At 39.9% G+C, this 19,406-nt stretch carries 17 protein-coding genes; 8 read left to right on the forward strand and 9 right to left on the reverse strand.

All coding sequences use genetic code 11. The annotated features are described in order from the left end of the window. Positions 1–398 precede the first annotated feature (398 nt). Positions 399–716, forward strand: a complete 318-nt coding sequence (locus H9L23_RS11755) for a hypothetical protein (protein ID WP_025142354.1) — start codon at positions 399–401, stop codon at positions 714–716. Between the two features lie 9 nt (positions 717–725). Continuing rightward, entirely contained in the window at positions 726–1,109 is a 384-nt protein-coding gene (locus H9L23_RS11760; RefSeq protein ID WP_187595132.1) for a response regulator transcription factor, read from the forward strand. 10 nt (positions 1,110–1,119) lie between these two features. On the opposite strand, the gene cysM is transcribed toward H9L23_RS11760, so the two are convergent. Then, entirely contained in the window at positions 1,120–1,992 is an 873-nt protein-coding gene (cysM, locus tag H9L23_RS11765) for a cysteine synthase CysM (RefSeq protein ID WP_187595133.1), read from the reverse strand. Positions 1,993–2,002: 10 nt separating this feature from the next. Next, positions 2,003–2,815, reverse strand: a complete 813-nt coding sequence (gene epsC / locus H9L23_RS11770; RefSeq protein ID WP_187595134.1) for a serine O-acetyltransferase EpsC — start codon at positions 2,813–2,815, stop codon at positions 2,003–2,005. Positions 2,816–3,209: 394 nt separating this feature from the next. Here epsC and H9L23_RS11775 point away from each other — a divergent pair, with 394 nt between their 5' ends. Further along, entirely contained in the window at positions 3,210–3,377 is a 168-nt protein-coding gene (locus H9L23_RS11775) for a hypothetical protein (protein ID WP_187595135.1), read from the forward strand. A gap of 68 nt (positions 3,378–3,445) precedes the next feature. On the opposite strand, the gene H9L23_RS11780 is transcribed toward H9L23_RS11775, so the two are convergent. Then, a complete protein-coding gene (locus H9L23_RS11780) occupies positions 3,446–6,052 on the reverse strand; it encodes a DUF7133 domain-containing protein (protein WP_187595136.1) in 2,607 nt (868 codons plus the stop codon). Positions 6,053–6,363: 311 nt separating this feature from the next. Between H9L23_RS11780 and H9L23_RS11785 the strand changes: the two genes are divergently transcribed. The 4 genes from H9L23_RS11785 to H9L23_RS11800 all read left to right on the forward strand — a co-directional run bounded on the left by H9L23_RS11785 (position 6,364) and on the right by H9L23_RS11800 (position 9,555). Then, a complete protein-coding gene (locus H9L23_RS11785) occupies positions 6,364–6,534 on the forward strand; it encodes a hypothetical protein (protein ID WP_168202429.1) in 171 nt (56 codons plus the stop codon). A 332-nt stretch (positions 6,535–6,866) separates the two neighbouring features. Continuing rightward, positions 6,867–7,946 (forward strand): fatty acid desaturase family protein, encoded by a 1,080-nt coding sequence (locus tag H9L23_RS11790; protein WP_187595137.1) that lies wholly within the window; start codon positions 6,867–6,869, stop codon positions 7,944–7,946. A 228-nt stretch (positions 7,947–8,174) separates the two neighbouring features. Continuing rightward, positions 8,175–8,762 carry a GDSL-type esterase/lipase family protein gene (locus H9L23_RS11795; RefSeq protein ID WP_187595138.1) on the forward strand — a complete coding sequence of 196 codons (588 nt, stop codon included), beginning with the start codon at positions 8,175–8,177 and terminating at the stop codon, positions 8,760–8,762. Positions 8,763–8,826: 64 nt separating this feature from the next. Further along, positions 8,827–9,555 carry an esterase family protein gene (locus H9L23_RS11800; protein WP_187595139.1) on the forward strand — a complete coding sequence of 243 codons (729 nt, stop codon included), beginning with the start codon at positions 8,827–8,829 and terminating at the stop codon, positions 9,553–9,555. 9 nt (positions 9,556–9,564) lie between these two features. On the opposite strand, the gene H9L23_RS11805 is transcribed toward H9L23_RS11800, so the two are convergent. Next, on the reverse strand, positions 9,565–10,095 hold the full coding sequence (locus tag H9L23_RS11805) for a hypothetical protein (protein WP_187595140.1): 531 nt from the start codon (positions 10,093–10,095) through the stop codon (positions 9,565–9,567). Between the two features lie 191 nt (positions 10,096–10,286). Between H9L23_RS11805 and H9L23_RS11810 the strand changes: the two genes are divergently transcribed. After that, positions 10,287–11,069 carry an HAD-IIA family hydrolase gene (locus tag H9L23_RS11810; protein ID WP_187595141.1) on the forward strand — a complete coding sequence of 261 codons (783 nt, stop codon included), beginning with the start codon at positions 10,287–10,289 and terminating at the stop codon, positions 11,067–11,069. A gap of 172 nt (positions 11,070–11,241) precedes the next feature. On the opposite strand, the gene H9L23_RS11815 is transcribed toward H9L23_RS11810, so the two are convergent. From H9L23_RS11815 to H9L23_RS11835, 5 genes are all read right to left on the reverse strand, one after another. After that, positions 11,242–12,645 (reverse strand): alkaline phosphatase, encoded by a 1,404-nt coding sequence (locus tag H9L23_RS11815; protein WP_187595142.1) that lies wholly within the window; start codon positions 12,643–12,645, stop codon positions 11,242–11,244. A gap of 21 nt (positions 12,646–12,666) precedes the next feature. Continuing rightward, complete coding sequence (locus H9L23_RS11820) at positions 12,667–12,930, reverse strand: hypothetical protein (RefSeq protein ID WP_187595143.1); 264 nt, start codon at positions 12,928–12,930, stop codon at positions 12,667–12,669. A gap of 570 nt (positions 12,931–13,500) precedes the next feature. After that, on the reverse strand, positions 13,501–14,733 hold the full coding sequence (locus H9L23_RS11825; protein ID WP_187595144.1) for a hypothetical protein: 1,233 nt from the start codon (positions 14,731–14,733) through the stop codon (positions 13,501–13,503). Between the two features lie 159 nt (positions 14,734–14,892). Then, positions 14,893–17,715, reverse strand: coding sequence for a TonB-dependent receptor (locus tag H9L23_RS11830; protein WP_187595145.1), 2,823 nt, complete (start codon positions 17,713–17,715; stop codon positions 14,893–14,895). Between the two features lie 119 nt (positions 17,716–17,834). Then, positions 17,835–19,175 carry a histidine-type phosphatase gene (locus tag H9L23_RS11835; protein WP_187595146.1) on the reverse strand — a complete coding sequence of 447 codons (1,341 nt, stop codon included), beginning with the start codon at positions 19,173–19,175 and terminating at the stop codon, positions 17,835–17,837. Positions 19,176–19,406: the final 231 nt, after the last annotated feature.

Raw genomic sequence — 19,406 nt, forward strand, 5'->3', positions numbered from 1 at the left:
TGCATATAGCATAAAAGAGTGCACACGGTGCGATGCCGTATAAACTAAACGGACTAATCTTTTTGTCTGAATTGCACTTAAATTTTAGCCATGTCGACAGAAACGGTCTTATCCGGGATGATTTGTTACACGACTGACGGCATGGCTTAGTAAAAACGTTAATTTATCAAAAACCATATCCCAGGAAAATGAATTACAATGCTCTTTTATTTTTATAACTGTAAACCAACAACTTAAAAACACTGCGTATTACTGCGTAGATAAAAATTTTGATCAGCCTTAAACGCGCTATTCCTTTGTCCCTATCTCTATAATGTAACATTTAAAATAATGCTGTGCTGCTTAAGATGTAAATCGGGACAGTTTATCCTTTTGCATAACAACATATTAAACAAACTATGAAACCAAATAACACACCTGCCCAAATCATTGGTTGTATCCAGGAATTTTATGATGGCCGGGAGCCTGAAGAAATCTGCGCCGAACTGGCTATTGACAAACCTTTATTTGATGCCTGGATAAGAGAGTTTGGAAGTGTAGCCAATGAGCTTTTGGAACTGAGGGATGAAAATGAAGCCCTGCGGAAGATGTTTACCAACCTGAGCCTCGTTAACCAGAGCCTGCGCAACTCGCTTGATAGCCTAACCAAATCGGATTCTAAAATTTTTGAATTATTGCTGAAAAAGCGTGGAACCGGCAGCCTCAGTTATCCTTAAAACCCTTAAATGCGCTCACTAAACACACCTAAAATATTAATTATCGAAGATCATCATGCAACGCTTGAAGCGATAAAGATGATCTTCGAATTTGAAGGCTATACCGTACTTGGGCTTACCAGCACAATAGATTTACATTCGGAAGTAGCAAATTTTGCACCCGACGTAATTTTAATTGATGTATTATTGAACACTACCGATGGACGATCGATATGCACCGAATTAAAACTATCGGTGCATGCAGCCATTCCTATATTATTAATGTCATCCAGAAATGGCTTTCAGCATAAATCTTACTATAAAGCCCATTGGGATGATTATATAGAAAAACCATTTGAAATGGAAACCATTATCCAAAGGGTAAAAATGCTCATGAGACCAGAAAAACACTAGTTATTTGTGTTTAGCCAAATAGATCACTGCTGAGGTAACGGTCGCCACGATCGCAGGTAATAAATACGATAGTTCCCTTATCCAGTTCTGAAGCCAGTTTAAGTGCTGCTGCACAGGCTCCGCCCGAACTCATGCCCGCAAACAAACCTTCTTCTTTAGCCATCCTCCTCGACATGATAGTGGCTTCTTCCTGCGCAATGTCCATCACACGATCAACACGTTCGGGTTCGAATATTTTTGGCAGATATTCTGTTGGCCACCTTCTAATGCCCGGTATAGAGGAACCTTCAGTAGGTTGACAGCCTACAATCTGGATATCTTTATTTTTTTCTTTAAAAAACCTCGAGCAGCCCATGATGGTACCTGTTGTTCCCATCGAGCTTACAAAATGTGTAATCTGTCCTTCAGTATCTTTCCATATTTCGGGACCAGTGGTTTTATAATGTGCCATGTAATTATCAGGATTGGCAAACTGGTTTAAGAGGAAATATCCCTTGCTACTGCCCTTTTCTTCTGCATAATCGCGGCAATCTTCTATACTTTCCAATAAAGTTACCTTAGCTCCAAAAGCTTCCATAGTCACCTTACGCTCGCGGGTAGAATTGGCTGGCATTACCAGTTCGATTTCTACATTGTATAAACTGGCAATCATGGCCAATGCAATTCCGGTATTGCCGCTTGTAGCCTCCACCAATTTAGTACCTTTTGCTATTTCGCCACGTTCTATTGCACTTCTGATCATATTGAGCGATGCCCTGTCTTTTACGCTACCGCCCGGATTATTGCCTTCTAATTTTGCAAAAACCTTTACAGCCGGATTGATATTCATTTTTTGAAGTTCGGCCATTGGCGTATTTCCGATCAGATCGATTATTCCTGCCATTATATTTGTATTAATTGGTTTCTTTATGGTTTCTTATGGTAATGATTGGAGAGTGGTATGCGGTGGAGAAAGCTGGAATACTTTCGGTGAGCCACACATTCCCCCCAATAATGCTATCATGCCCGATGATGGTTTCGCCGCCCAATATGGTGGCACCTGAGTAAATCACAACCCGGTCTTCTACTGTTGGGTGGCGTTTGCTGCCAGCCAATGTTTTCTTTACACTCAGCGCACCAAGGGTAACACCTTGATAAAGTTTAACATAACGGCCAATTGTACTGGTTTCGCCGATTACAATTCCGGTACCGTGATCGATGTGAAAATATTCGCCAATGCTCGCTGCCGGATGGATATCGATACCCGTTTTAGAGTGGGCATATTCAGTCAAAATCCTGGGCACCAAGGGTATCCCAAAATTATATAGTAAATGCGCAATCCGGTAAAAACAGATGGCATAAAAACCAGGATAAGTCCTGATCACTTCGAACCTGCTCTGTGCCGCCGGATCGCCTTCATAAATGGCCAAGATATCGGTATTTAATACACGGTAAAGCGCTGGCAGTTCGGCAAAAAACTGACCTGCTGCATTTTTACACTCGCTGTTTCTTAATTTACAACTTGCCGAAATAATATCATAAAGTTCGAGCTCTAAAGCTGATACCTGATCTTTAACTTCCTCAATCGTTGAAAATACTTTGGGTGCATTTTCCGGAAAAAGTACCTGGATCAGTTTCTCTGCCCAACGGGATATTACTTCATTCGGTGGTATATTGTGTTGCTCAAGTGGGTTTTTAAATATTTGTTCAAAAAAATGGTTATCCATAACTGGTAGTCAAACCTGGCCGATCTGCTCATCGACTAGATATATAGATTTAATCGCTAATGTAGGTTTTGTTTTTTTAAACCAAAACAACTGACCAAGTTTTATTATAAAAATTGCGGGGAAATAACAAAAAAGTCCGGAGTCAGCAGTCCATAGTCGGAAGTCGATTAGCTTGGAGATTGGAGAAGTGCAGCGCAATCGATAACCCGAAGGCTCAGCGAAGCTAAATCTGTCTGGATAGATCTCTCCACTTCGCGTTGCTCCGGTCGAGATGACGATGCGACCAATCAACCAATAACCAATGAACCAACAACTACTCCTTTAAGGAATAAGAATAACTCATTTTCTCAAAACAAGACCAATATGGCAATGTTACCAATACATGGTGATAACTGTGGAAACGACTATAAAAGAATTAGATAGGATTTATATCGGTGAGGAGATCACTTATGATAAAAAGTCTGGCCTGGTGTACCGCATTGCGATTTTTAAGTCGGTGAGCATTTCCAGTTATATTTTTCAGTTGGTTAACGGGGAAATTATTATTATCCGCAGGAATTAGCAAAAGCAATACCCTTGTATTAAAATCGCATTTCCGATCGGTATTACGACCGGAAATGCGATTATTTATTATTTTTTCTGTTCTGATAAAAAGGTAACTAAAGAGGCTAGTTCTTCGTAAGATAAAGAATTGGCCAAACCTTCAGGCATCATCGAGTTTTCCATTTCTTTACGTGATAAAATATCACCTGCTTTGATAGTGAAAACCTCACCTGCTATATTACGCATCACTACTTTAGCAGCCGTTTCTTCAGTAATAAAGCCCATATAAGTTCGGTCGCCTTTTGCAGTAATCATTACCGTGGCAAAACCCTGCGATATAGAAGCGCTTGGTTTTAAAATCGATTCTGCAATCTGTTCGCGGTTCATGATCGAGCCGATCTGCCCCATAAACGGACCTTTCATTTTTTCGGTTTTGCTTAAACTATGGCAGGCGATACAGCCCTGGTTGTTGAATATATTTCTGCCTTTTAAAGGATCGCCCTGTAATTTATTGATGGCCAACAATACATCTTCAATAGATGATTTACCTACCTGACCTTTTTTGTTTTTAATTTTTTCGAGATCAATTTTTGGTTCTTCTGTTGCAGCCACTTTTTCTTCTTCGGCAAATTCAGCGATATCCATCCGCTGGCGCGAATTTAAATCAACATAAAACTGTTTGCCCTGTGCACCAGCTTTTGCTGCCTCCTCTTTTAAAAATTTCTCTATCGCAGGTGAACCTTCCCAACTTACCGCCTTAAAATAAGGACCGTGCGAATCAGGACGCGTGCCCCACCACCAGGATGCATCATAAGCGATTTCTTTTTTATACAAACGGCCCAAAGTAACCAGGATCTGCTGTTTCAATTTCTCATCTGTTGATTGTTTGTAGTTAGCAATTAAACCATTAACCACTTTTTCGTCGTGCATGTAACGCAATGCCCAAAGTGCAAGTGTTGGGTTTTCTGTTTTAACAGCAGCGAGCAGCGCATCAACGGCATTGAGCTCAACCAAAGCACGCACTGCCAGGTGTGGCAATATAATGGCTGCATTTGGTGTAGCGTGCGGACCTTCAGTGCCTTTTGCAGGCGCTACAAATGAAGCCGGAACTTTAGTTTGTAAAAGTACATTGGCAACTTCTGGCCTGCCCAAACGGTTTAAACCAATAATCGAAGCAGCCTGAACACGAGGCGAAGCATCTTTTAATCCTTCTAAAAACGGTTCAACAGGTACTTTACTAATGTAAGTTTTACGGTCAGCAAGTGCTTTTAAGGCAAACTCTTTTAAGGCATTGTCTTTTGTAAATCCTATTAAAGTTTCAATACCGTTTTCTTTGGTTAGCTGTGCATAAGTATATAAGCCAGCGATACGCACATCGAGCGCTAAAGTTTGATCGGAAGCGGTTTTTAAAGCCGTTTCAATTGCCTGTTTATTGTTACGCGAAACCAGTTCCTGTGAAGCACTTAAACGTGCAACTGCACTATTGGATTTTAATAATTCTGTTAACTTTTTAATGGAAAGTTTCTTAACATCCGGAAAAGCTTTATAAGTCCAGTTGTTTGGTACGGCACGCACAATATATCCTTTATCAGGACTTCCAGAATAACCTGCACCATCCCATGCCGAAAGGTAAAGTCTTCCTGATCCATCCACGTCAAGATCGGTAATCTGTGCAAGCTTGATAAATTCTTCATCCTTTTGGGTAAAAGTTGGTCCATCAGCTGTAACCCTGTGGATATAAAGCATACTTCTGCCCCAATCGGCCATCATCGGTACGTGGTTATATTTTTCAGGCCAGTTCGGCTCATCCATAAATAAAGCACCAGTACCCGATCCACCACCTAAATCGGCCAGTGCAGGAATAATTTCGTCGGTAAAATTCTGAAACAAAACCGGATAACCATATTCACCAGATTGAATATGATGCGAAAAACGCACGTTCCATCCTCCGCCATCATTGGTGTTTTCGCGGGTAAAAACATTCATATATGGATCGATGGCTACATCATATACATTACGCGTACCGTGGGTATAAACTTCCATTTCGGTTCCATCCGGGCGTACACGCAAAATACCACCGCCTAACATGGTCAGTTTTTTACCTGAACGGTCTACCGCGTCATGAAAGCCAAAATCTCCTACAGAAATGTAAATCCAGCCGTCAATTCCCATCCTGATGCCATTGGTGGCATGGTCAGTTCCACGTTCGCGGATATATTTTGCATTACTGATGTGTTCGATAAGCGGTTTTTCAGGGCCATCTGCTTTTCCGTCGCCATCTTTATCTTCAAAAACAACTAAATTCATGCCTGTGGCCTGTTTTGTTTCTTTAGAAAAAGTGGTATGTAATACGAAAACCTGACTTCCCTGCACAATGATACCGCGGGGATTATCTACTTCAGCAAAATCAATATGCTGGTCCATTTTGCCATCATTGTCTTTATCGATGAGTTTAAGGATATGGCCTTTGCCCGGGTCCTTACCCAGAGAGCCGATCATATCAACCCCTACATAAACCTCACCTGTTGGGGCAACGGCCAAACAAGCCGGACTCGGCGTAACATCGGGGCCAGCGAAGTTGGTTATGGTTAATTCTGATGGTGGTACAGGCTGTACCTTTGGTTCGTGAAAAAAGCTTTTTATTCCAAAAAAGAACAAAGCGAAAGAAATTAAGCTAAGAGAAAATTTGATCATTTGTGTGTTATTGTTTCTTGGTTAGTTGTGTGGTAAACATACAAAAAAATCTAAATTACCTTTTGCCACAATTTTGTGTTAATTGGATAGTGAAACTGACCAGATGTTAAAAATTAGCATTTCTTTATAAGAAAAGCAGCTAGATTGCAAAATAAACAGGGTAAACCGTAATAATCACAGGAGATTGCAGACTAAAAACCATTAAAAACAATCAATTTTAAGAAATAAGTAAATTATCGCCATTTCTATTTGGTAAACAACAGATATTTTATTATATTTACTAAATCCAACATTCATTAAATCAGTACGTTATGAAAAATATATTTTATTTCTTCCTGACTGCCCTGATCTCCTCCATTGCATTGATACTTACAAAGGATTCATTTGATCCCGAACTGGTTTACAGCACAGTGGTGTTAATATGGATTCTGTACATTTGGTACCATATTTATGCTGCTGATAAGAGGAATTACAGCGAGTAGCTTGTATCTTGATTAGATTATATATCCTGCAAAATGGTGTGGGCTGAAAGTATATTGTCTAATATTATTAATCTCATAACCCACCGGCACCTTTCGCTATAGACACAATTAGTGTTTTATCTCTGTGTGTGGACTATTTTTAACTAAATACGGCCTTTATTTAACGTTTCATGTAGTTAAATCAATAAGGAAAGTTATTACCTTCGTGGAAAACTAAAACAGGCGCGTTTACGTTTGTATTAGCAGCGGGACAAAATTGTTTCGCGAAACAAAAAAGCTTAATGAACTTGGAGTATCGACCTTGTACATGGGGTAGATAAGAGCACAAGATCATGAAATCAAAAGCAAAATTCCCATGTTTACCGGGAAACTCCTTTTACGCTGAGGTACGCCGAAGGGTAAACAACGACTTTAAGGAAAACAACAGAAGTACCAACGCCAACAAACTGATGTGGTTTAAAGCCTGTTTGTTCCTTACGGTATTTTTGGCCCTTTATTTAATGATATTGCTTTTACCTTTACATGCCCTCATCCTTACTGGCTTAACCATTTTAATGGGTGCAACCTGTGCCTTTATCGGTTTTAACATTTGTCACGATGCCATTCACGGTTCTTTTTCGAGTTCTAAACGCACCAATTCGTTTTTCAGTTTTTTGTTTAATATGGTAGGTGCAAGTCCTTACGTTTGGAACATCACCCACAATGTGGTGCACCATACTTATACCAATATTCCAGGGCATGATGAAGATATCGAAGTGGCGCCGGGACTGATCCGTATATGTAATGAAGATGAATTAAAACCACACCAGCGTTTTCAGCAATGGTATGCTTTTCCTTTGTACAGCCTTGCTTCGCTATCCTGGGTTTTCAGGAAAGATTATAAAAAGTTTTTCCAGAAAAGTGTTGGCGCTCACCAGAGCAAACACCCAAAAGTTGAATATTTTAACCTGTTTTTCTACAAATTCCTTTACTATTTCATTTTTATTGGATTACCTATACTGGTGATACCACTATTGTGGTGGCAGGTTGTTATCGGTTTTGTAATATTACACATGGCCCAGGGCTTAACAATGGGCCTTGTTTTTCAACTGGCACACGTAGTAGAAGGTACAACTTTCCCTATTACCAATGCAGAAGGCAATATGGAAGAAGCCTGGGCAGAACACCAGATGCGTACTACGGCCAACTTTGCAACAGAGTGCCGGGTTTCTGCCTTTTTTCTGGGCGGTTTAAACCGACAGATAGAACACCACCTTTTCCCTAAAATCTGCCACGTGCATTATGGAAGGATATCGGGCATTGTAAAACAAACTGCGCTTGAATTCGGGCTGCCCTATCATGAAAACACCACCTTCTTATCAGCATTGCGTTCGCACTTTAGGATATTGAAGAAGATGGGAAGGGTTGAATAGTCGAAAGTCTTTAGTCACGAGTCTTTAGTCCAAATTGATTATAGGATTAATAAAAATATCGATTCTCCAATAGAAATTGAGCTGTGAGCGGAGTCTAAGAGTATTTTAGTTAAGTGTTTGTCGTTCGGCGCTCCGAGCCAGTTAACCGATTAACCAACCTACCGTCTTTACACAAACTTAACACATCCCCCATTCCTACAAAAGGCAGATCTTTTTATCTTTAGCAATATGTATTGGTACGAAGAAGAGGTTAAGCAATTAGAACGAAAGCATCGCTTAGACCGTGAGCATGCCGGGATTATTTTCTATGGAAGTTCATCTATCCGTTTATGGAACAGCCTGGAAGATGATTTCGACTTCACCAAAGTAACCAATCTGGGGTTTGGAGGATCTACTTTAGCTGCCTGTGTATGGTTTTTCGAGAGGATTATGACCGATTACAAGCCAAAAGCCCTTATGGTTTATGCCGGTGATAACGATTTGGGCGATGGCAGAAATCCTGAAGAAATCTTTATATTTTTCCAGCAACTGATGGTAAAAGTTAACCTCAGGTTTGGAAACCTGCCCTGTTATTTTATTTCATTAAAACCAAGTATCCACCGCTGGCATATTGCCGATCAGTTTAGGTACACCAATAACCTTATTGAGAGCGAGATTATCAAACTTAATGGTAACTGGAAATTTATCGATGTATTTAAGAAAATGCTGGATAAATCGGGTTATCCGAATGCCTCACTTTACGATCACGATGGGCTGCATCTAAGCGAGGAAGGCTACCGCCTGTGGACAGAATCGGTTAAGGAAAAAATAGGTTAATCATTACTGTTAATTAATATCCTGATAACATCGGAGCCCTATTTTTCCATAAAGTTTTTAACAGATGAACAGGGAATACCACAAATGGTTCAGCCATAATCTGCAACGGGATATGGAGCTGCTGGTTTTCGGGCACAGCGGAAGGGCAGTTATCTTTTTTCCCACGCGTATGGCCAGGTTTTACGATTATGAAAACTGGGGGATTATCGCTTCGCTGAGTCAACAAATCGAAAATGGCGAGCTTCAGGTTTTCTGTGTGGATAGTATTGATGGCGAAAGTTTTTATAATGACGATGTATTTCCTTCCGTTAGGATTGAGCGCCATTTACAGTACGAAAAATATCTTTTAGAAGAAGTAATGTCGCTGATCTACCAGAAGAATGATGGTAATTATATAGAAACAGCTGGTTGTAGCATGGGTGCTTATCATGCCATCAATCTGGCGATGAAATATCCCTGGTTATTTAAAAAGGCGGTGGGCATTAGCGGAAGGTACGATCTTACGGATAATATAGGTGATTTCAGGGACCTGCTGAACGGATTCCGTGATGAAAAAGTATATTTCAACATGCCGGCGCAATACCTGGCCAACCTTCATGATGATAAATTGCTTTCGGAAGTGAGAAATATAGAAATTATTCTGGCCGTGGGCGAAACAGATCCATTTTTAAGCGGAAACCAACACCTCAGCAGCCTCTTATGGGAGAAAGGTGTACCCAACCAGTTCCACACCTGGGAAAGCAATGCACACCGCCCCCATTACTGGCGAAAAATGGCACCGATGTACATTTAAGGTCTATAATTATTGTATTGCAGGCGTATAATACTGCTTAACATAAATGGTATCATAAGGTACATTTGATCCTGCCACAGATAGAACAATATTCGATTCTAACAACCACTTTTCAGGTTCAGCATTATTTTTAGCCACTTTTATTCCTTTAACCGTTCCTTTTAATGCTTTAAGTTCGATACCAAAACATGTAGGACAGCCAGAGACGAATTTTACCTTACCGGCCTGCACATCTGCATCGTTCAATAAAAATTTATCTCCTGCCATAGGAGCTTGAAAATACATCCAGCTTGTGGTATACTTCCCTGCATTCCTGGCCCAAAAAATCCGGTGCTGCCCAACTGTTGTATTTAACCAGTTACCGTCCATCGAAGCATTATTTGCATACTGAAAATGACAGGATGTACCCAGCGGACAAGCGGTTAAATTTTGATCATCAACCGTAAAATCCATCGGATCTTCAGTTTTCTTTTTACAGGCGAACAGCATTGTTAATGCAATTAAAAGAATAGCGGTTGTTTTGAAAGCGTTTTTCATCATTTAGTTTTGTAAAGGATACGGTGAAAAACAGGGTAACGCTACAACCTGTATATTAAGTTTATGTTAAATAAAACAAGGCTATTGAAAGAAATAAAATTATCTGATTTTGAAAGTTGAAAACCTATAATTTAATGTTGATTGAACAAGAAAACATTAAGTTTGCATACAAGCTGATTAAATCTACAAAAAACATGAAACAAGGATTATTAATAGATATGGATGGGGTGATTTATAGCGGAGAGGCACTCATATCCGGAGCAGACAAATTCATTAAAAACCTGATCGATGAGGCAATCCCTTTCGCATTTATGACCAATAACAGCCAGAGAACTCCATTAGAAGTGGTACGCAAATTAAAGGGACTGGGAATAAAAGTTGAAGAAAGCCATGTATATACGAGTGCGATGGCTACGGCTAAATTTCTTTCGGATCAAAGCCCAAAAGGTACGGCTTATGTATTGGGCGAAGGTGGTTTATTGAGCAGTTTACACGATCATGGCATCACATTGGTAAATACCGACCCGGAATTTGTGGTACTTGGAGAAGGCAGAAATTTCACCCTTGAAATGGTTCAAAGGGCTGTAGATATGATCCTTGCAGGAGCAAAATTTATTACCACTAACAGGGATCCCTCGCCTAAAAAACCCGGATGGAATAATTTAGGTATCGCTGCAACCACCGCCATGATTGAAGAAGCCACAGGCAGAAAAGCGTTTGTTACGGGTAAACCAAGCCCCGTGATGATGCGCTCTGCCCGTAAGTTTTTAGGATTGGAAACAAGCGAAACTACGGTCATCGGCGATACGATGGAAACCGACATTCAGGGTGGTGTGCAAATGGGCTATAAAACAATCTTGGTACTTTCAGGCATATCGAGCAAAGATACTTTGGGTCATTATGCTTTTAAACCTGATATGATTGCCAGTTCTGTTGATGAGATTAAGTTTCCATTAACCTGGTGGGAGGAGAAGTAGTTTGGAGCCGGGAGTTTTGAGTCCAGAGCCTAAAAATCAGAGTCGATAAAATGTACTGTCAGATGTTACCATCTGACAGTTAGAGATATTATGAATTCAGTAAAGTGTCAGATGGTAACATCTGACACCGCGCGAGAATATCGTATGAACAAATGACTAATGAACCAATGAACTATTTCCCTAACAAAAAATGTTCTGGCATTTCGGCCGCTTTTAACATGAAGTTGTGCAGTTCGTAGTTTTTAACAAAAGGCTTTAGCTGCTCAGATCCCGGGCCGAACATGGTCAGTTCTACATAATCGCCTGTATGGTTCATCCCTGCCCATTGTACATCGGTGTATTTGCCTAAAATTTTTCCATATTCGTAAAAAGGAAGATTGGCTTCGTTATACAATTGACCCGGAACAATATCTTTAAAATGGCTTAGCAACGATTTTACATCTTCGCTTTTCATTTCGATGCCCTGATTTTCTTTAATCATATCCATGATCTTCTGCTCGCTGAACGATTGATTCAATTGTGCAAGTAACCAGGTATTGCTATGCTTAAAACGCTGAAGACTATCGAATTTTTTATTGGCTTCATCAGCGTAAAACAAACCCGGATTTGAGTTGCCATGGTCGGTGGTGATGATCACTAAGGTATCACCATCTTTTTCAGCAAATTCGATTACTTTACCCACTGCTTCATCAAAGGCCAGCTGGTCGAAAATCAATCCACCCAAATCGTTTGAGTGGGCTGCCCAATCTACTTTTCCACCTTCAACCTGTAATGCAAAACCATCTTTATGATCTTTCATTAACTCAATCGCTTTCATGGTCATTTCAGCAAGTGTAGGAATTGTTTTCTGCAATTCTGTATCGTGCATACGGTCTACCTCATAAGGCAATCCATCTTCAGCAAATAAACCTAAAACAGGCTTCGATTTATCTAAAGCCAGCATTTCGTTCCTGTTTTCGGCCACTTTATATCCCTGGGTAAGAAATTTTGGAATCAGGCTCCCTCCTGCCCGGTGTTCTCCGAAATATTTACTACCACCGCCCATCATCACGTCGAATTTTAAACCAAGATAGATTTCAGCAATAATATCCTGTCCGCCACGGTTATCAATATTCACACAAAATCCTGCCGGCGTAGCATGTGTAATCGGAACAGTAGTTACACAACCTACCTTCTTACCTTTTTCTTTAAATTTCTGAAGGATAGGCTGAGGTTTCTCGCCATTCATTCCAACATTTAACGAACCATTTTTAACACGCATGCCTCCACCCCATGATGAGCTCGCCGCAGCAGAATCGGTAACCATCGAACTTGCCGAAGCGGTGTCCATCAAAGCGCGAACAGCTTTGTTATCGCGGTATAAACCCAACCATTTGCTGCTCCGTCCATAGGCACGGTTGGCATAGAGATCTGCCATGTTTAAAGTACCTGTACTCATTCCATCGCTCACCATCATAATGATGTTTTTTGCTTTCTTTGTACCGCCAACCGGAGCGGCCATTACCTCTTTTAACCCAACAAGTGGTACACTTAAGCCAGCCAATAAGCCACCTTTTAATAACGATCTTCTATTCATATTTTAATAAAGCAATAATGCTTATTTACTATCGGTGAGTACGGGAGTGGATTTAACAGCACTTTTCGCCGTAAAATTAAGCTGATTTTGAGCAGGCAATTGATCAGTTTTAGAAAGCTGAGCAGAATCAGTTAGTGATGTCTTTTTAGGTGTTATAGCTCCAACATTATTTTGCTGATGCGCTTCAATAGTACCTAATTTATTAACCTGAGGCTCATTGCTGTGGGTTAACAGTGCAATTGCCGGTATTATCATTAAAAGACCTACACATGAAACCAATCTCATATCATTTAGCTTAATTATTCACCTCGGGATTATCTATCAGGAGCTTGATCCTGATATTCTGTTTACAAAGATGAAATGAAGCTATTAACTAGATGAGGAGATAGGGTTATGAAATAGTTAAATAAGGCCTGTAATTTTAATTGAATATTAAGGGATGGGGTTAAAATGGGAATAACAAGTCGAAAAGATTTTCATTATTAACTTTAATCTATTGCATAAAATCAATATAAACGCAGAAAATTTTTAGGAAATAATACATCTAGAGAGATCGTCATTGCGAAGCCAATTCTTCATTGGATGAAGCAATCTTGATAGCAAGGTCCTCAAGTATAAAAGATTGCTTCCCCGAGAAATCGGGGCAGGCTGTCGTTTCTCCTAGCAATGACGACCCTTTTTATTAAAATACCTAATAGTAACGGAGCTCAATGCTTTTGAATGTTCGAAGATTTCACTTTAGCAAAATCTATATTCAAAAAGCCTTCCATGTTTTACGTGCCTCCGTGGCAAAAACAAACAAAAAAGGCCTTAGCGGGATGCTAAGGCCAGTAAGTAGTTTAGTTTATCTAAGCATTAATGCTGATTTCCGCTTCCGTCGGTTTGGTAAGCGCCAATATCACTTCCCGGAGGGGTAATAATAGCACCAAAGTTACCGGTAGTTTTAACAGCAGCCATTGGCGTAAAATCTGTTTTGGCTTTGTTACGCCCTGGCGAACCGGTCTGTAAACCAAAATTAGATGTTCCAACTGTAGTAATGTAAGCTGGCATAAGCGATGCTGTTATCGGACCAGGGTTTGCGGTAAAATCGTATTGATCGGCATTGTAGCTAAAAAACAATGGATTTTTATCTTTTGCGGTAGCGCTTTTGATATCTGCTGATTGTGCTTTCGCTACCCCGTCACTCGCTAAAAACTGTGCCAATATACCCGAAGTGCTTCCATAGTAATATTGGTTATTGTATTTAATGTTTACCTGATCGGCATCAGTGGTAACCCTTAATCCAAAACGGCAGTTCGAGATCAGGTTGTTGTAAATTAAACCTCTTGCGCCCTGTTCGTAATTGATTGATCCGCCACGGCCGGTTTTAGTTTGACGAAAACCACAATTGGTCATGGTATTGTTGTACATATTTACATTACACTGAATGGTGGTTGCTCCGGAGTTTGAGGCTTTAAGTGCGTTGGTTGCCGAACCGATGAGCATATTGTAAGCTAAATCGCCAACCGTTCCGCTTTTCATGTTAAAACACTCTCCACCTGCTTTACCACAAAGCTCGAAAGTATTCCGCATGATTGATATTTTACCACCAACCGTTCTGATTCCGTCATCTGCACTGCCAAAAACCCAGCTATCTTCCAAAATGAAATCCTTTTCAATGTTGGCGAAATAAATGGTATAACGGGCATCGCCGTCTTTATATATCGATGCGTCGTTACCATAAGATGCCGCACCTGCAAATTCGATGTGCGTCCATTTGATAATTACATCGCCTCCTTTTGGATTGGGTTTAGCTGTTGTAACAGGTGCCGGGCTGGCTAAAATACCACCCCATGAGCCTTTGAACACATTGTCATACTTTGCTGAATTAGCTTCAGTATGGTAGGTTGCAGCATTCTGTACCGTGATGTAATTTGGTTTTTCTTTGGTACCCAAACTAATAAAAGTACCATGAACCGTGATTTGAGGCGCTTTATCTTTCGTTCCATCACCTACAGCGATTAAAGTAACGCCACTTTGCATCAATAAGGTATCGCCATCATTTACGGTGATATCTTTATCAAAATAATAGGTTTTTCCGGCCTGCATGGTTCCTTTGATACTTCCCCCGGAAGATTTTCGGAAGTAATTAAAGATCCTGATTGAATTACAGGGACTGAAAGGGTCAATAGTTCATCTTTATGACATGAAGCGAGTAAAATAACCAATCCGAAAATGGATACTGATTTTAGAATATTTTTCATGATCTTATAATTTATAGCGTAAGCCCAATAAATAAAATTGTTTGTACTCATCTTTACGGATGAAAACGTTCTCTCCAACGGTTTGATTAGCCACATCCTGATTAACAGTAGCAGTAGTTACCTGATAAGGTCTTCTGATTTCGAGTTCTGATGGGGTATTTAAAAGGTTGTTTACTTTTACGTAAACCGAAAAGCTTTTCGATATTTTCTGTTCTGCTGACAGATCTAAGGTAACCGTCCCTTTTTGCCAGATATCGTTATCAAGATAAGGTGATACGGTATAAATCCTCGGACCAGTATAAACGGCAGCTAATTGCGCATCTAAACCTGAAACGGCATCTTTAAACAACAATGATAAGTTACCGATGTGTTTAGACTGGCCCTGTAAAGGACGGGTTTGCTCTTCGGTACGTTGTGTTAAAGAAGTAGTTGCAGCATCTCTATACAAAACCGTTTTGGTTGTGGTAATTTTAGAATCGGTAAAAGTATAGTTTGCACGGAAACCAAATTTATTGATGTATTTGGTAAAATCCATTTCAAAACCATAATTAGAGGCGTTACCAAAGTTTGCCGCAGTATAAAACACACTGGTAGCCTGGTTTACCAGGGCAAATTCGATCGGGTTTTTGATGTTTTTATAGAAAACACCCACCAATAACTGATCTAACTGTTTTGGAAAAAACTCATATCTTAAATCGTAATTATCAGAAGTGATGCGTTTTAAGTTCGGGTTTCCCAGTTCCTGGTAATCTGCATCTGGGTCGCCGCCTGTATGCGGGATTAATTCGTAAAATCCAGGACGACTGATGGCCGAGTAATAAGATAAACGTAAATTCTGTTTATCTCCCAATGCATATTTAAAGTTTAAACTTGGCAATAGATCCGCATATTCTTTCGACCCAACGGCACCAACAATCTGGTTAACTTTGGCAGCAGTTACCCAATTTTGTTGTGTATTTTCGTAACGCACACCACCTAAAGTCTGTAATTTGCCGATCGTAAATTTAAACTGTGCATAACCTGCAGCAATTTTTTCTTTAAAATTATAGTTCAATGGATCGTTTGGCGACCCTCCAACAGTTTGTACCATAAAGGTATTGTTGTTGATGTTTCCATCGTAAACCTGTGTAGTGCTGCCAGCCAGTTTTAACGAATAATCATCATAACTGCTGGTCCTGGTTTTATCGCGGTACATACCACCCACGCTAAATTCTACTTTGGTATCACCGATTTTTGGTTTATAGATAAAATTCAGATAGGCGGTTTTATCTTCGTCAGCATTTTTTGCCCAAACATGCGATTGTGCTGCACCGGTTGAGTTAAACAAAGCCGGGTTTTGCGTAGCACCGATTTTATTGCCAGCTGCATCTAATATTGCTGTTCTACCGGTAACAATGTTCAAAGTAGCACGATCTGGCTCATTTGCATCAGCTTTTGCATAAACCAACGACCAGTTCATATCTAAATGATCAGCCAGTTCGTGCTCACCATGTAAATTGGTGCTAAAAATCTGTTGCACCACACGGCTGCTTCTGTAAGTATTGCTTACACGACCTGTACCTGCACCAACCCTACCTAAATTTAAAGTAGTATCGCTTTGAAAACGGAACTGGTTTTGAGCCAGGTTCATATAAGAGGCATAAAGATCTATTTTGTGATCTTTATTAAATTTATAATCCAATTTAGCATGCAAACCGGTACGCTCTTGCTGAATACTGTAACTTCTGCTCTGCACACTTTTTAAAGCAGGTTCATTAGTGGCACGGTCTACATCGGTATCGTAAAAAATGGTATTCGTTCCACGGAAAGTATTCTGGTAACTTGCGGCTGCCAATGCACCAAATTTCTTATTGGCTGAACGACCGCCAATGCTGAAACCAAAAACGGTCGAAACAGGGGTATGTTTGGTTTCGTAATTAAAACCTCCGTTAGTGAAATCTGAAATATTTGCCGAGTAATTGTTTCCGTTGGCAATACGGGGAGATGAACTGGCACTTCCCGAATGATCGAAAGCGGTAAAGTTATTTTTAATGGCAAAAGTACCTGCAAGACCAACTGCCGCATTAGCACGGATGGTTAAACGATCAGGTGCATCTTTTAAAACCAGGTTAATTCCGCCACCAATGGCATCACCTTCCAGATTTGGAGTTAAAGATTTATAAACCTCCATCCTATCCACTATATCGGCAGGAAAAATATCCAATGGTACATAACGGTTTTTATTATCCGGACTTGGGATTTTTACGCCGTTAACCAGGGTATAGTTATAACGTTTGTCCATACCACGGATAATGGCATACTGGCCTTCGCCATTATTGCTTCTTTCGATGGATACGCCCGAAACCCTTTGGGTAACATTGGCAATGGTTAAATCGGGAGAAATTTCGATGGCCCTGGCCGAAACTGCATTTAATACCTGATCGGATTTACGTTCGATGGAGCGCGATTTATAATCACTACCCTCATCAGATTTGCCAGATACTTTAACTTCGTCCAAACTGCTCGATTTGCTTTCAATCTGGAGTGAAATAATTTTCACCTCTCCGGCTTTAAGGTCAAAATCTTTGTCTTCATCCTTATAAGCTATATACTTGGCTTCCACCTCATATTTTCCGGCAGGCACGTTTTTGAAAACATAACTTCCGTCAAGGCCAGTACTTACAGCAAGCTTAAAAGTTTTCTTTTCGTTTTTAAGCGTTACGGTAGCACCTATCAGGGTTTCTTTTGAATCTTTATCAGTTACAATGCCCCTTACTGTACCATTGTTTTGGGCAAGTGCAACGAGGCATAAAATCACATTAAAAAGTGTGAGTAAGAGTTTCTTCATACAGGGTTTTATTTACCCGCAAAGGAACTCTTCGAACTTTAACACTAACACCTAAACAGATTAAGTTTATGTTAATTTTTTATGGTGATTTTATTAAGGAATCTGCACCGTGGTTACCTTTATTTTAACTTTAGTAAATATTCGTGCATGTTATCCTGAAGACCCAAGTTAAGCGTTTTCAGTTTTTTGAGGTAATGTTCCCTTACAGCTATCCAGTTGTAATATGGAAAGGTTTTGGTGCTTAAACCGTTAATGGCAACTTCTTTTTCATTCAATAAAAACTTTACTAAATGTGTTCCATTCGTTGGGTTTTGATAAACAATCCACTGGATGTTGGCACTGAAAGGGATTACATTTTCGGCTTTCCAAACCTGCTCAAAGGTTAAAATATTGTTGGTAGCCTCTGCTGCACCATGTATGCCCATTAATGCGGCGAAAGGCGCAATGGTTTCGGCATGCGCAAAACGCAAATCGGCTATAACAGGTTTGTTTTTTAGATAAGCATCAGTCGTATTGATAAAATCAGCCAGTAAAGGTGCAGCTACCCTCACCTGGATGCCGTTATTGTTTAAACCCGGGGCTTTCTTTAAAAAGTCTTCAGCATTGCCCAAAGTATTTAGTGCCGCTAAATCTGCCGGGGTAAAAAAAGTTTTAAAATTGAGGTCTTTCGGGCTTAAACCAACTGCTTTAATTTCGGCACTTACCGCATTCAGAATGGTATAGAAACCATAAACATCTTCTACAAAATTGATTTTATCGGTCTGGCTTAACTTCGCCAGGTAATTGGGTTTAAAGAACTTTTGGGCAAAACGGTTGGCAATATCATTTAGTTTTTTTGCCTTAGCAAGTTTTTGATAAGCAATTGTCCAGTTTCCGTTTTCTTTAAATTCATCGTAGGTTTTAGAAAAATCGTAGAAACGCAGGTGGTCATCATCTGCATAATTAAAAGTGATGTTCTGGCTTAAAGGAGCCGATTTGGTTTTAAGTCCGGCCAGAAAAGCTTCCGCACTTTCTTTTGTACGTCCTTTTTTAGTTGTCGAAACCAAAACCTTCTCGTCTGAAGTGAAAACATCTTTCTGGTTCGTGAACATCCTTTCAGCAATGCCCCTTAACTCGTTTGCACCGCTTTCGGAAATAGAAGCCACATGGTTTTCTTCTTCTTTGCCCAGGTTTAAGATAAACTGTTTTAAAGTTTTCCCTGCCGTGGTTAACACATTTAAACTATCCGCTTTTGATACGGTAGCGTAGGCATAAGAAAGTTTAATATCCTTGGTTAAATGCCTGGCACCATGCCTGCCCACAAAGTTGATGTACACAGCTTTGTAACCGCCAGGTACAGGTGTAAATTTCGTTTGCTTTGGTAGGTATAGTGTTTTTGTTCCCAGTAATGCGGTTGATGGTGCTTGCGCAAAACCAAAATAAGGAACCAATAAAAGCAGGTAAAGTAGTTTTTTTCTCATAACAATTGAGCGCAAATTTAGCTTTCCAATATTAAGATTAAGTTAAGTTATCAGCCTTGTTAATTGATTTTAAAAACAAAAAACTGTGGAAATAATTTCCCATTAAAAATTATATGGGGAAAAATGCCCACACTTCATCTTTGCTGTCCCCAATAATATCATTATTCTTCAAAAAATTAACATTCAAAAAATATAGGTTAATGGTTATTAATTAAAGGCTTTGCTGCATAG

The organism is Pedobacter roseus (assembly GCF_014395225.1).
Taxonomy (GTDB): Bacteria; Bacteroidota; Bacteroidia; order Sphingobacteriales; family Sphingobacteriaceae; genus Pedobacter; species Pedobacter roseus.